Genomic DNA, 12263 nt, shown 5'->3' with positions numbered 1-12263 from the left:
GCTTGCGGAACACGCATGGCGTCCCGACTATCAAACCCTCGCCTTTATTGAAGCGCGCCGACAATACTCAGCTATCGCGGTAGAAGCCAGAGGCCTTGAGGGTATTGTAGGCCTCGATAATAGAGCGCAGCCGATCCTCCTTGGATCGGTCCCCGCCATTGGCGTCCGGGTGATGGCGCTTCACCAATTCCTTATAGCGAACCTTGATTTCGGGGCCCGTTGCCGTTTCGTCAAGACCGAGGACGTCGAGCGAGCGCCGTTCGAGCGCGCCAACGCGGCGTTTTCTCACCGACGGCTCGTCGCCGCGCGGGGTGCCGCGACCGGCCTCGGCGAAGAAATCATAGGGATCGGAGTACATTCCGGCCCGGAACGCCTCGGCCGCGCCGCGCTTGCCAGCGGCATTTTGTCCTTTTCCGTCGACTCCCATCGACCAGGTCGGCCGGTGGCCGGTTGCGCGCGACCGCAGCCATTCCTGAACGTCGCTCTCCGACATGCCGGAGAACCAGTTGTAGGACTTGTTGTAGTCGCGCACGTGGTCGATGCAGAAATTGTAGTACTCGCCCTCCTTGTGCCGGCCCTTGGGCGCGCGGTGGCCGCCCGGCTGACGGCAGCCCGGCGCCTCACATTGCGGCACGCGCTCGGCGGCACGGCGCTCCTCGTCGGGGCGTACCCGGATCCGGTCGAACCATTTGGAGTTCAGTTTCATGAGTCGAATTATGGGTATCCACGTGAATCGGCACAAGCGGTGCGCAGAATCGCGCCATGCGCATAGCTCGACGACTTGACAGTCGTGCTTGCGCCGGCCACGAAAATCCGATGAGCACCGGAACGAAAAACACCGGCGATCGTATCGCCGAGAAGTTGACGACCGCTTTCTCGCCGAGCGCGCTGGATGTGATCGACGAATCCGAACGCCATCATGGTCACGCCGGATGGCGGGAAGGTGGCGAGACCCATTTTCGCGTGAAGATCGTCGCGCAAGCCTTCGCGGGGAAGAGCCGCGTCGACCGGCATCGCATGGTCAACGACGCGCTCGCCGACGAACTTGCCGGCGGCGTCCACGCGCTCGCGGTTTCGGCGAAGGCGCCCGGCGAAGACTAGGCGGGCCTGATCCGGTAGGCGCACCGTCGCGCGCCGGCCAGAAGATGCTCGGTGCGCTCGACCGTGCAGGCGGGTCCGAGCACGCGGGCGAAGACCTCCAATTCGGCCCGGCAGAAGCCCTGGCAGGCGCGGGCGGCGACGCAGATCGGGCAGTGGTTCTCGATCAGCAGAAATCCGTCTCCGTCCTCGGCCGGCCGCCATTCGGCCATGTAGCCCTCACGGTCACGCAAGTCGGCGAGCGCGGCGACCTTCCGGTCGAGCGATTCGCAGGTCGACAGGGCCTCGGCGTAGCGCATCTCGGTTTCCCGTTCGCGATGGCCGATCAGCCGGTCTAGCGCATCCTCGCCGAGCGAGCCGCGGATCGCCTCGATCAGGCTGACCGATAGCTCGGCATGGGTGTCGGGGAACCGCTTCCACGCCTCCGACGACAATTGCCAGACGCGTTTCGGCCGCCCGATGCCACGCGCCTCGTCGCGGTGTTCGACGAGCCCCTCTTCGGCGAGACGGGCAAGCTTCTCGCGCACCGCCTGGGCTGAGACGCCGAGGCTCCCTGCGAGGTCGCCGGCGGTCAGGTTCCCGCGCATCTTGAGTTGAAACAGCAGCTTGTCCATTCCGGGCCGTTGGATCGTGTTTCAATCCCGCTCGATGGGATCAGTAAATTAGACAAGTATCGACTTGTCAAAAGAATGTCTTCTGTTAAACAACGATGGTCTTGTCAAAAATGGGGGCGACCGTGGCGGACGGGGGTGAAACGAGCTTTGCGGCGGTGCTGCGCGGGGGGCCTGCCACGGTGGCCGTTCTCTGCCTTGGCGTCTGGCTGCACGCCGCCGATTCGCTGCTGGCCGCCACCGTCATGCCGAGCGCGGTCGAGGATATCGGCGGGCTCGCCTGGATCTACTGGACGATCGCGCTCTACGAGCTCGGCTCGATCGCGGCCGGTTTCCTCGCCGCCCTGATCTCGCTGAGATTCGGCTTGCGCCACGCCATGGCCGGGGCCGCGCTCGTCTACGCCGCAGGCTGTGCGGCGAGCGCGGCGGCGCCGGACATGTCGACGATGTTGATCGGGCGGCTTCTGCAGGGGCTCGGCGGCGGCTGGATGATGGCGCTCTGTCATGTCGGCATGGCCCAGCTCTTCCCCGAGCGGCACTGGCCCAAGCTGCTTGCGCTGATTTCGGCGACCTGGGGCGCTTCCGCCCTGGTCGGACCGCTCGTCGGCGGCGCGTTCGCCACGATCGGGCTGTGGCGCGGCGCGTTCGTCGCGTTCGGCGTGCAGGCCGTGCTCTTCGCCGGGCTGTCGCTGATGCTGTTTCCCGCGCGCCGCAGCGAGTCCATCCACGATGCGGTGCTGCCGTGGCGGCGGCTGGTTCTGGTCTGCGTCGGCGTGCTCGTCATTCTGGCCGCCGGCGTTCGTCCGCAGCCGCTGCTCGCGGCCGTGCTTGTCGCCGCCGGCTTCGCCTGTCTGTTCCTGGCGCTCCGGCTCGACGGCCGCAGCCCGGTGCGTTTGCTGCCGCCGTCGCCGTTCGCGCTGGCGAAGCCATGGGGCGCCGGCTACCTGATGGTCCTCGCCCTTTCGATCGCGACAGTCTCGTTCACCGTCTACGGTCCGTTGCTTATGGAGGCGCTCTACGGAATCACGCCGTTCACCGCCGGGCTGATGATCGCGGTCGAATCCGTATCGTGGACGATTGCCGCGATCATCTTCGTCAATGCCGGCCCGAAGCTCGAAGCCTGGCTGATCCGCCTCGGCTGTCTCGCCATTTCCGGCGGGATCCTTGGTTTCGCGCTGACCATGCCCAACGGTCCGCTGGAGGCGTTGGTGCCGTGGGCGGTACTGCAGGGGGCGGGATTCGGCATGGCCTGGGCGTTCATCATCCGCCGCATCGTCGCCTCGGTCGCCAGCGCCGAACGCGAGCGCGCGTCTTCGGCGGTGCCGACGCTTCAGATGCTCGGTTATGCGATCGGCTCGGCGCTTTCGGGAATCGTCGCCAATTCCGTCGGGCTCGGGCACGGCACGTCGCCGCAAGCCGTCGAAAGCGCGTCTTTCTGGGTGTTCGCGGTCTTCCTGCCCGTGGCCGCGGTCGGTATCTGGGCGGCCTGGCGACTTGCGTCCCGCGACGTGCCGGCGACGGCCTAGTGGCGGTTCAACCCTGGCCGCTGGCGCCCTCTGCCGCCTTTGGCGGCTTTCCCGGGCGCGACGTCTTCGGCTTGGAGACCGGCGTGATCCGGAGCTTGGTCAGGCGGTTGCCGGTCTTGCGCAGCACCTGAAAGCGGAAGCCGTGGAACGTGAAGGCCTGGCTTGGCTCGGGGATCTGGCGCGCCTCGTGAATGACGAGGCCGGCGATCGTCGTCGCCTCGTCGTCGGGCAGGTCCCAGTCCATCGCCCGGTTCAGGTCGCGGATCGGCACCGAACCGTCGACGGCGACCGAGCCGTCCGGCTGCGGGCGCACGCCTTCGACCACGATATCGTGCTCGTCGGCGATGTCGCCGACGATCTCTTCGAGGATGTCCTCAAGCGTGACCAGGCCCATCACCTCGCCGTACTCGTCGACGACGAGCGCGAAATGCGCCTTGCGCTTGAGGAAGGCGTTGAGCTGGTCCTGCAGCGTGGTGACGTCGGGCACGAACCAGGGCGGGTTCAGGATCGCGTCGATATCGATCTTGCTGGCGTCGGCATTCTCGGCGGCGAGGGCGCGCAGCAGGTCCTTGGCATGAAGCACGCCGACGATGTTCTCAGGCTCGCCCTTCCACATCGGCATGCGCGTGTGCGGGCTCGCCAGCACCTCCTGGACGATCTTCTCCGGCGGTTCGTCGCCGTTCAGCATGCGCATCTCGGTGCGGTGGACCATGACGTCGGAGACCTCGAGGTCGCGCAGGTCGAGAATGCCGCCGAGCATGTAGCGGTCCTCGGCGATCACCGCGCCTTCGCGGTGGTGCAGGTCGATGGCGCCGCGCAGTTCCTCGTGCGCCGACAGCAGCGGCTGCGTATCGGCGATGTTGCTGCCGAAGGCGCGCATGATGCCGCGCACCAGGTATTCGATTGCCATGGTGATCGGGCCGAATACCCAGACGAGAATGCGCACCCCCGGCGACACGAACAGCGCGACGCGGTCGGGATGGAGAATGGCGTAGGTCTTCGGCAGCACCTCCGCGAAGACGACGACCAGCGCAGTCATGACGATGGTGGCGTAGACAACGCCGGCGTCGCCGAACAGCTGGATGGCGACGCTCGTGGCCATCGCCGAGGCCAGGATGTTGACGAGGTTGTTGCCGAGCAGCAGCGCGCCGATCAGGCGCTCGCGGGTCTCGAGCAGTTGGTTGACGGTGCGGGCGCGCCGGTCGCCGGACTTCTCAATCTGGTGCATGCGCGCGCGGGACGCGGCCGTCAATGCGGTCTCCGACCCCGAGAAGAAGCCCGATGAGATGATCAGGCCGACAATGGCGCCGATGATGATGGCAATCGCGAGGGTCATGATTTGAGTCTGGAATCCAGTCGTTCGAGAAGGAACTCCCGCACCGCCGTCTCCGGCACGTCCTTCCTGACGAACGCCTTGCCGATACCCGCGACCAGGACGAACGTCAGGTTGCCGCGTTCGACCTTCTTGTCCTGACGGATCAGGTCGAGGAGCCGGTCGGCCGAGGGGAGTCCGCCCTCAATATGGGATGGCCTGGTCGGCAATCCAACGGCCGCCAGATGGCGGACGACGCGATCCTCGTCGGCGGGATCGCACAGGCCGAGCTTCGCCGAAAAGCCGAATGCGAGCACCATGCCGATCGCCACCGCCTCGCCATGGATGAGCCGTCCGGTAAAGCCGGCGTCCGCCTCGAAGGCGTGGCCGAAGGTGTGGCCGAGATTGAGCAGCGCGCGCTGGCCGGCCTCGCGCTCGTCGGCTGCCACCACGCGGGCCTTGGAACGGCAGCTCGTGGCGATCGCCCGGATGCGCGCCGGGCCGCCGGCGAAGACCTCGCGCCAGCTCCCCTCGAGCCAGGCGAAGAAGGCGGGATCGTCGATCAGGCCGTATTTAGCGACCTCGGCGTAGCCGGCGCGGAATTCGCGCGGGCTCAACGTATCGAGCAGCGCCGTATCGGCAACCACGAGGGCCGGTTGATGGAAGGCGCCGACCAGGTTCTTGCCGTGGACGGTATCGATGCCGGTCTTGCCGCCGACGGAGGAATCGACCTGGGCCAGCAGGGAGGTTGGCACCTGCACGTAGCGCACGCCGCGCCTCAGGACCGCCGCCGCGAAGCCGGCGAGATCGCCGACGACGCCGCCGCCGAAGGCGACGACAAGATCGCCGCGCTCGACCCGCGCATCGAGCAGCGCCCCGACGACGCGCTCCAGTTCGGCGAAGCACTTGGACGATTCGCCAGGTGGCACGGTTATGGTCGCGGCGATCTCGACCCGGCCCGACAGCGCGGCGCGCAGTGCCGGCCCGTGCAGCTTCTCGACGGTCTCGTCGCTGACGACGGCCACCCTTGCGCCGGGCGCCAGCGCCGCGATGAGGCCGCCGAGACCGGACAGGGCGTTCGGGGCAATGACGATGTCGTAGGCGCGCTCGCCGAGATCGACGCGCACGGTCTCGCCGGAAGGCACGGTTCTGGTTTCGGCGGTCATGACGTCATCCTCGTTTCGTCACCGGTCGTCTCTCCGCTCGCGGTCTCGTCGATCGCGGTCTCGTCGTTCGCGGACTCGTCTGCGGCGGGGGGAAGGCATTGGTCGAGCGCGGCCAGGATCTCGTTGACGACGACGTCGTGCGGCACGTCGCGCGAGTGCACCGTCGCGTCGGCGAGCGCGTAGACGGGATAGCGCTCCCCCACGAGCCTGCGCAGGGTGCTGTCGATGTCCTCGACCTTCAGCAGCGGCCGGTTGCCGCGCCGCTTGACCCGCCGCAGAAGTACGTCGAGATCGGCGTTGAGCCAGACCGAGACGCCGTGCGCGGCGATATTCTCGCGCGTGGCGTCGTTCATCCAGGCGCCACCGCCGGTCGCCAGCACCTGCGGGCCGTCCTCCAGCAGCCTGGCAATCACCTTGCGCTCGCCGTCGCGAAAATAGGCTTCTCCGTGCTGCTCGAAGATCTCGGAGATCGAACAGCCGGCCGCCGCTTCGATCTCGGTATCGGCGTCGATGAAGGGCAGGCCGAGACGCGCGGCCAGCCGTCGGCCGACCGAGGACTTGCCCGCGCCCATCATACCGATCAGCACCGCGGAGCGGTCGCCGAGCCGGGCACGGATCTCCGTCGGCTCCGGAAACCGGCCCCGTTGGGCTTTCCTGCGCGCGTTGCGGGGACTGTTGCGTGTCGACGGCATCGGTCGCTTTCCGGCGTCCTTTCGAAACCCGTGTTGGTGGCATCAGACGCCAAATTATCCTATATCGGCGGCTGGCGGGCCTGATGGACTACTTTCACTAGTCGCCGACCGGCTTCGATACAAGCGTCGCGCTCCTCCCGAGGAGGCGCGCACGGGCGGACGGGAGATTTGCGGGGTGCCGAGTCTTTTTCGTTTTCTGGTGACGATCGGCTTCCTTGTCGGGATTGTCTACGCGACGATGTTCGCGCTGGTCACGTTCGTCGATCCCGAGCCGCGCGAGATTTCGGTGCGGGTTCCCGCCGACCGGTTGCAGCCCTAAAGGGCCGGCGATGACCGTGGCCCGCCCTTCGGATCGCTCCCGCGCAAATTCTGGCGCCGGCTCTGGCGCTGTCGTCGAAGCTTTTCTGGAAATGATCGCCGCCGAGCGGCTCGCCTCGCAGAACACCCTCGACGCCTATCGCCGGGACCTGGAGGACTTCGCCGGTTTCGCCGGCGAACGCCGCGCGCGGGTCGATGCGGCCGATGACCGGCTCGTGCGTGCCTATATCGCGGATCTGGAGGCGCGCGGCTTCGCCGCCACGTCCCAGCAGCGGCGCTTGTCGGCGCTGCGCCAGTTTTATCGCTTCCTGGTCGAGAGCGGTCATCGGGAGGACGATCCGACCCGCACGCTCGACAGCCCGAAGCGCGGCCGGCCGCTGCCGAAGATCCTGAGCCAGGACCAGGTGACGGCGCTGCTCGAGCAGGCAGCGAGCGAAGCCCGCGACGGGGAGGCCTCGAAATCCAAAAGGCTGCGCGCGGTGCGCATGCGCAGTATGCTGGAGGTGCTCTACGCGACGGGCCTGCGCGTTTCAGAACTGACGGCGCTGCCGGCCTCGGCGGGGCGCGGCGATCGGCCGGTGCTGGCGGTGATCGGCAAGGGTGGGCGCGAGCGGCTGGTACCGCTGACGGACGCCGCGCGCGAGGCGCTTGCGGACTGGGACGCGGCGAAAAGGGATGCCGGATTGACCGGGCGCTGGCTGTTTCCCGCCGATTCCGACACTGGCCACCTGACGCGGCAGGCCTTCGGGCGCGATCTCAAGGGGCTGGCGGCGCGTGCCGGCTTGCCGTCGGCGAAGGTTTCGCCGCACGTCCTGCGCCACGCCTTCGCCAGCCACCTGCTGGAAAACGGCGCCGATCTCCGCGTCGTGCAGCAACTTCTCGGTCACGCCGACATCTCGACGACGCAAATCTATACCCATGTTCTTGAAGAACGACTGAAACGCGTGATGTCGGACCATCATCCGCTGGCCGATCGGGGTAGCCGGGCGCGTTGACAGGTCGGTTGGGTGCGGCAGGCACACGCTTGACACGGCATACGCGGAAAGCCAGTTTCCGTCGGCCCCGAAGGGCAGGTAAAGAGAACCCATGAAAGTCTATCTGGATTTCGAGAAACCGGTCGCCGACCTGGAAGGCAAGCTTGCCGAGCTGCGCGCCATAGAGGAAGGCGAGGGCGGCGTCGGCATCGCCGACGAGATCGCCCGTCTGCAGACGAAGGCAGATCAGGCGCTGCGCGAGATTTACGGCAAGCTGACGCCCTGGCAGAAGACCCAGGTCGCTCGCCATCCCGGGCGGCCGCATACGCTCGACTATATCGGGCGGCTGATTGAAGATTTCACGCCGCTGGCCGGCGATCGCCAGTATGGCGAGGACGAAGCGCTTATCGGCGGTCTCGGACGCTTCCGCGGCCAATCGGTGATGGTGATGGGGCACGAGAAGGGCTCGGACACCGAGAGCAGGCTGAAGCACAATTTCGGCATGGCGCGGCCCGAAGGCTATCGCAAGGCGGTGCGGCTGATGGAGATGGCCGACCGTTTCGACGTTCCGGTGATCGCCTTCATCGATACAGCCGGTGCCTATCCCGGCGTTGGCGCCGAAGAGCGCGGCCAGGCGGAGGCGATCGCGCGCGGCATCGACTCCTGCCTCACGCTCGGTACGCCGAACGTCTCGGTTGTCATCGGCGAGGGCGGTTCCGGCGGTGCGGTGGCGATCGCCGTGACCAACCAGGTGCTGATGCTGGAGCACTCGATCTACACGGTGGCTTCGCCGGAGGCTTCGGCCTCGATTCTGTGGCGGGATTCTTCGCGCGCGGCCGATGCGGCGACGGCGATGAAGGTCACGGCGACGGATCTGAAGCGTTTCAAGATTATCGACACGATAATTTCCGAGCCCGTCGGGGGAGCGCATCGTCAGCCCGAAGAGGCTATCGAATCAGCTGGTCGGGCCATCGAATCCGCCTTGAAGGACTTCGCTGGGCTCGATTCCGACGAAATTCGGCGTAGACGTCGCGAAAAGTTCATCGCGATGGGCCGTTCGCTTTAACCACAGCCGGTCCGCGATCGATGCGCTGCCATCGTTTTGCCGCTAAATTACGGTTGCGATAGCCGGGTCCGTCGGCGCAAAATCGTTGCCGTCGGTTCAGGCGGTAAACGAAGTCTTAACGCTATCGGCCCAAATTGAGCGGTACGGTAGTCTCTGTGTACGGATTTTCGGACCACCACATGATCACGCTTCGCCAATCCCGCATAGCGCTCGTTACCCTTTCGCTCCTGGCCGTCGGCGGCTGTATGGATGAGCAGATGGGCGGCGCAAAGCATTTGCAGCCGCTCAGCTACGCCACCTTGCAAGAGCTCGAAGACAAGGGCATGCGCAAGGAAGACCCGATCGTCGTGCGAATCTTCAAGGAAGAAAGCACGCTCGAGGTCTGGAAGCCCGGCAAGGACGGCCGCTTCGCGCTGTTCAAAACCTACGAAATCTGCAAGTGGTCCGGCGAGCTCGGTCCGAAGATCAAGGAAGGCGACCGCCAGGCGCCGGAGGGCTTCTATACCGTCGCGCCGGGGCAGATGAACCCGAATTCCAGCTATTATCTGTCGTTCAACATCGGTTTTCCCAATGCCTATGACCAGGCGTTGGGGCGTACCGGCAAGTACCTGATGGTACACGGGGCCTGCTCGTCGGCAGGCTGCTATGCGATGACCGACGAGACGATCGCAGAGGTCTACGCGCTCGCCCGCGATTCCTTCCGGGGCGGCCAGCGGGAATTCCAAGTGCAGGCCTATCCGTTCCGCATGACGCCGGCCAACATGGCGCGTCATGCCGGCAATCCGAACATGTCGTTCTGGAAGTCGCTCAAGGAAGGCAGCGACCATTTCGAGGTGGCGGGCGTGCCGCCGAAGGTCGGTGTCTGCGGACGCGACTACGTGTTCAACGCCAAGCCGGCCAATCCGAACCAGAAGCTCATCGCCAATGCGCGCTGCCCGCAGCTCGACGTGCCCGATGAAATCGAAGTCGCCGTCGCCGCCAAGAAGATGCGCGACGAGACCGCCTTCCAGGTGGCGCTCGCCGAGATCAAGATGCAGGAGCAGCAGCAGCAGCAGTCGCGCTCCAATGTCATCATGACCGCTTCGATCGAGGAGCAGGGCGATGCGGCGAACGCCTCCGACGCCCAGGCCGACAAGGTGCTCGGCAAGCAGGTCGCCGAGTCCGAGACGTCCGCCGAGACGAAACCGGCCGAGTCCGATTTCGCCTTGACCGGGAACCCGGCGACCGTTGGCGCCGACGCCGGTGACGGTTCCTCCGTCGCAACCGCTTTCTCGGGCGTCTGGGGCAAGCTGGTGGGGATCACCGGCGGGTTGCGCACCCTCGGCAACGTCAAGGGCAACGAGGCGGCTACCGAACCGGATGCGGACGCAGATCCCATCACTACGGGCACCGTGCCGACGCCGGCGAAGACGCCGGACGACAAGAGCGCATCGATCGATAGCGGGCTCGAGGACGGCTTGCCGCGCCTGACGCCGGCGACGGCATTCGTGCCGATCCTCGTCAACGAGAACCCGTTCGTCGTGTTCGATTATTTCGAGGAGGTCGACGGCGTATCGGTGCCGGCCGATCTGGCACTGCACGAGCGGGCGAAGGCTCCGCTCCGCTAAGGGCGCCGGTTTTAACGGTTCAGCGAGGACGCCCGGGGTCGCCCGGGCGTTTTTCTTTTTTGCCGCCGGGCACTCAGAGCCGGGCACTCAGAGCCGGGCCCTCAGAACCGGGCTCTCAGAACGGCCAGAAGATCATGATCGCCGGGATCGCTACGGCGATGACGATTATCTCCAGCGGCAGGCCCATGCGCCAGTAGTCGCCGAAGGCATAACCGCCCGGCCCGAGGATCAGCGTATTGTTCTTGTGGCCGATCGGCGTGAGGAATGCGCAGGACGCGGCGACCGCGACCGCCATCAGGAAGGGATCGGGGCTGGTCCCCAGGCTGTCGGCGATTTCCACGGCGACCGGGGCGGCGATGACGGCCGTGGCGGTGTTGTTGAGGACGTCCGACAGCGTCATCGTAACCACCATCAACAGGGTGAGAACGACCCAGGGCGGCGTGCCCGCGGCGATCGTCACCAGGCTGTGGGCGATGAGCTGCGTGCCGCCCGAATTCTCCAGCGCTACGCCTAGCGGAATCATCGAGCCGAGCAGGACCACCACCGGCCACTCGATGCCGTCGTAGACCTCGCGCAGGGGAATGATGTCGGTGATCACGTAGACCACCACCACGGCGGCGAGCGCGACGGGCAGATAGACGATGCCAAAGCTGGCCGCGGCGACGGCCAGGCCGAAAATGCCGGCGGCGAGCCAGGCACGACCGTGTTGCGTTACCTGAAGGCCGCGTTTGGCGAGCGGCAGGGCGCCAATGCGCATCGACGCGTCCTCGATGCGGTCGACGGGGCCGAGAAACAGCAGGATGTCGCCGGCCTCGATGGGCAGCCGCCGTACCCGTTCGCGGAAGCGCTTGCCCCGTCGCGAGATGCCGAGCAGGGTGACGCCGTATCGGCTCAGCAGGCGCACGTCGTCGGAGGAGCGGCCGACGATGCGGGCATCCTGCGGCACCACGACCTCCATCACCTCCAGGTCGGATCCGGCCGCCTGGCGATGCTTCTCCTCGCCGATGAAACCGAGCTTGAGGGCGCCGACGAAGGCGTCGATCGCGTTGGGCGTGGCGTCGACCACGAGAATGTCGCCGGAATGGATCTCTTCGCGCCGGGCCCCTCCGGGCAGGCGGTTGCCGTGCCGGACAAGACCCACGACGGTGACCTCGTGCTCCTCGGCGATCTCGTCCAGATCCGAGACCTTCTGGCCGACGGCAGTCGACTTTTCGCTGACGACCAACTCGGCGATATAGCCGTGAATGTCGCGCAATTCCGCTCCGGTATTGCGCTCGGTCGCCGATTTCGGGATCAGGCGCCAGCCGATGGTGGCGACGAAGGCGACGCCGACAACGGCGCAGGCCAGCCCGACCGGCGCGAAATCGAACATGTGATAGCTCTCGCCGAGCGTGCGCTCGCGGAACGATGCGATGATGATGTTGGGCGGCGTGCCGATCAGGGTGACGAGGCCGCCGAGGATCGTGGCGAACGACAGCGGCATCAGGGTGATCGCCGGGCTGCGGCCGGCCTTTGCGGCGGCCTGGATGTCCACCGGCATCAGCAGCGCGAGCGCGGCGACATTATTCATGAAGGCCGACAGGGCCGCGCCGATCCCGGCAAGCTTGACGATGTGGCTGCCGACGCTTTTGCCGCCATTGGCGATGAGGCGCATGACGATCTCGATGGCGCCGGAGTTGACCAGTCCGCGCGAGACGACCAGCACCAGGGCGACGATGATGGTCGCCGGGTGGCCGAAGCCGCTGAAGGCGGCCTCCTTGGACACGACGCCGACGACTATGCCGATCAACAGCGCGGAAAACGCGATGACGTCGTAGCGGAACCGGCCCCATAGCATCAGCGCGAAAACGGCGGCGAACAGGGCGAACAGGAATGTCTGGTCGAAAGTCATCA

Annotated in this window: 12 protein-coding genes; 6 read left to right on the top strand and 6 right to left on the bottom strand. The window is 66.3% G+C overall.

Annotated elements, in window-relative coordinates; all coding sequences use genetic code 11:
- Positions 1-67 precede the first annotated feature (67 nt).
- On the bottom strand, positions 68-706 hold the full coding sequence (locus tag ACSF9G_RS06260; protein WP_436639555.1) for a J domain-containing protein: 639 nt from the start codon (positions 704-706) through the stop codon (positions 68-70).
- A 110-nt stretch (positions 707-816) separates the two neighbouring features.
- Between ACSF9G_RS06260 and ACSF9G_RS06255 the strand changes: the two genes are divergently transcribed.
- Positions 817-1101 carry a BolA family protein gene (locus ACSF9G_RS06255; RefSeq protein WP_436639537.1) on the top strand — a complete coding sequence of 95 codons (285 nt, stop codon included), beginning with the start codon at positions 817-819 and terminating at the stop codon, positions 1099-1101.
- On the opposite strand, the gene ACSF9G_RS06250 is transcribed toward ACSF9G_RS06255, so the two are convergent.
- A complete protein-coding gene (locus ACSF9G_RS06250; protein WP_436639535.1) occupies positions 1098-1712 on the bottom strand; it encodes a helix-turn-helix transcriptional regulator in 615 nt (204 codons plus the stop codon). The two genes, ACSF9G_RS06255 and ACSF9G_RS06250, sit on opposite strands and share 4 nt — an antisense overlap.
- A 122-nt stretch (positions 1713-1834) precedes the next feature.
- Between ACSF9G_RS06250 and ACSF9G_RS06245 the strand changes: the two genes are divergently transcribed.
- The gene (locus tag ACSF9G_RS06245) at positions 1835-3235 is read left to right on the top strand and encodes an MFS transporter (RefSeq protein ID WP_436639533.1); all 1401 of its coding nucleotides are present in this window, start codon (positions 1835-1837) and stop codon (positions 3233-3235) included.
- Between the two features lie 7 nt (positions 3236-3242).
- On the opposite strand, the gene ACSF9G_RS06240 is transcribed toward ACSF9G_RS06245, so the two are convergent.
- From ACSF9G_RS06240 to ACSF9G_RS06230, 3 genes are read right to left on the bottom strand one after another with little or no spacing between them, the layout of a single operon-like run.
- Positions 3243-4571 carry an HlyC/CorC family transporter gene (locus ACSF9G_RS06240; RefSeq protein ID WP_436639531.1) on the bottom strand — a complete coding sequence of 443 codons (1329 nt, stop codon included), beginning with the start codon at positions 4569-4571 and terminating at the stop codon, positions 3243-3245.
- Positions 4568-5713, bottom strand: a complete 1146-nt coding sequence (gene aroB / locus ACSF9G_RS06235) for a 3-dehydroquinate synthase (protein WP_436639529.1) — start codon at positions 5711-5713, stop codon at positions 4568-4570. Before aroB ends, ACSF9G_RS06240 begins: the two co-directional genes overlap by 4 nt.
- Positions 5710-6405: a shikimate kinase gene (locus ACSF9G_RS06230; RefSeq protein WP_436639527.1), complete on the bottom strand. Its 696-nt coding sequence runs from the start codon at positions 6403-6405 to the stop codon at positions 5710-5712. The genes aroB and ACSF9G_RS06230 overlap by 4 nt, the downstream gene beginning before the upstream one ends.
- A gap of 175 nt (positions 6406-6580) precedes the next feature.
- Here ACSF9G_RS06230 and ACSF9G_RS06225 point away from each other — a divergent pair, with 175 nt between their 5' ends.
- The 4 genes from ACSF9G_RS06225 to ACSF9G_RS06210 all read left to right on the top strand — a co-directional run bounded on the left by ACSF9G_RS06225 (position 6581) and on the right by ACSF9G_RS06210 (position 10370).
- Complete coding sequence (locus ACSF9G_RS06225) at positions 6581-6724, top strand: histidine kinase (RefSeq protein WP_261615046.1); 144 nt, start codon at positions 6581-6583, stop codon at positions 6722-6724.
- 10 nt (positions 6725-6734) lie between these two features.
- Positions 6735-7718, top strand: a complete 984-nt coding sequence (locus tag ACSF9G_RS06220) for a site-specific tyrosine recombinase XerD (protein ID WP_436639525.1) — start codon at positions 6735-6737, stop codon at positions 7716-7718.
- Positions 7719-7809: 91 nt separating this feature from the next.
- The gene (locus tag ACSF9G_RS06215; RefSeq protein ID WP_436639523.1) at positions 7810-8763 is read left to right on the top strand and encodes an acetyl-CoA carboxylase carboxyltransferase subunit alpha; all 954 of its coding nucleotides are present in this window, start codon (positions 7810-7812) and stop codon (positions 8761-8763) included.
- A 179-nt stretch (positions 8764-8942) separates the two neighbouring features.
- Positions 8943-10370 (top strand): L,D-transpeptidase family protein, encoded by a 1428-nt coding sequence (locus ACSF9G_RS06210; RefSeq protein ID WP_436639521.1) that lies wholly within the window; start codon positions 8943-8945, stop codon positions 10368-10370.
- 115 nt (positions 10371-10485) lie between these two features.
- Here the strand turns inward: ACSF9G_RS06210 and ACSF9G_RS06205 are convergent, their stop codons facing one another.
- The gene (locus tag ACSF9G_RS06205; protein WP_436639519.1) at positions 10486-12261 is read right to left on the bottom strand and encodes an SLC13 family permease; all 1776 of its coding nucleotides are present in this window, start codon (positions 12259-12261) and stop codon (positions 10486-10488) included.
- Between the last annotated feature and the right edge of the window lie 2 nt (positions 12262-12263).

It is taken from the genome of Microbaculum mangrovi, assembly GCF_051390635.1.
GTDB lineage: Bacteria > Pseudomonadota > Alphaproteobacteria > Rhizobiales > Tepidamorphaceae > Microbaculum.
Note: the sequence above shows the minus strand (reverse complement) of the source record. Positions and strands in the feature narration are given on the sequence as shown.

What these genes read in the sequence shown, in the direction of transcription:
- aroB (WP_436639529.1), bottom strand. Translation starts at nt 5,713, where the DNA reads ATGACCGCCGAAACCAGAACCGTGCCTTCCGGCGAGACCGTGCGCGTC.
- ACSF9G_RS06215 (WP_436639523.1), top strand. Translation starts at nt 7,810, where the DNA reads ATGAAAGTCTATCTGGATTTCGAGAAACCGGTCGCCGACCTGGAAGGC.
- ACSF9G_RS06260 (WP_436639555.1), bottom strand. Translation starts at nt 706, where the DNA reads ATGAAACTGAACTCCAAATGGTTCGACCGGATCCGGGTACGCCCCGAC.
- ACSF9G_RS06210 (WP_436639521.1), top strand. Translation starts at nt 8,943, where the DNA reads ATGATCACGCTTCGCCAATCCCGCATAGCGCTCGTTACCCTTTCGCTC.
- ACSF9G_RS06240 (WP_436639531.1), bottom strand. Translation starts at nt 4,571, where the DNA reads ATGACCCTCGCGATTGCCATCATCATCGGCGCCATTGTCGGCCTGATC.
- ACSF9G_RS06230 (WP_436639527.1), bottom strand. Translation starts at nt 6,405, where the DNA reads ATGCCGTCGACACGCAACAGTCCCCGCAACGCGCGCAGGAAAGCCCAA.
- ACSF9G_RS06220 (WP_436639525.1), top strand. Translation starts at nt 6,735, where the DNA reads ATGACCGTGGCCCGCCCTTCGGATCGCTCCCGCGCAAATTCTGGCGCC.
- ACSF9G_RS06250 (WP_436639535.1), bottom strand. Translation starts at nt 1,712, where the DNA reads ATGGACAAGCTGCTGTTTCAACTCAAGATGCGCGGGAACCTGACCGCC.
- ACSF9G_RS06255 (WP_436639537.1), top strand. Translation starts at nt 817, where the DNA reads ATGAGCACCGGAACGAAAAACACCGGCGATCGTATCGCCGAGAAGTTG.
- ACSF9G_RS06205 (WP_436639519.1), bottom strand. Translation starts at nt 12,261, where the DNA reads ATGACTTTCGACCAGACATTCCTGTTCGCCCTGTTCGCCGCCGTTTTC.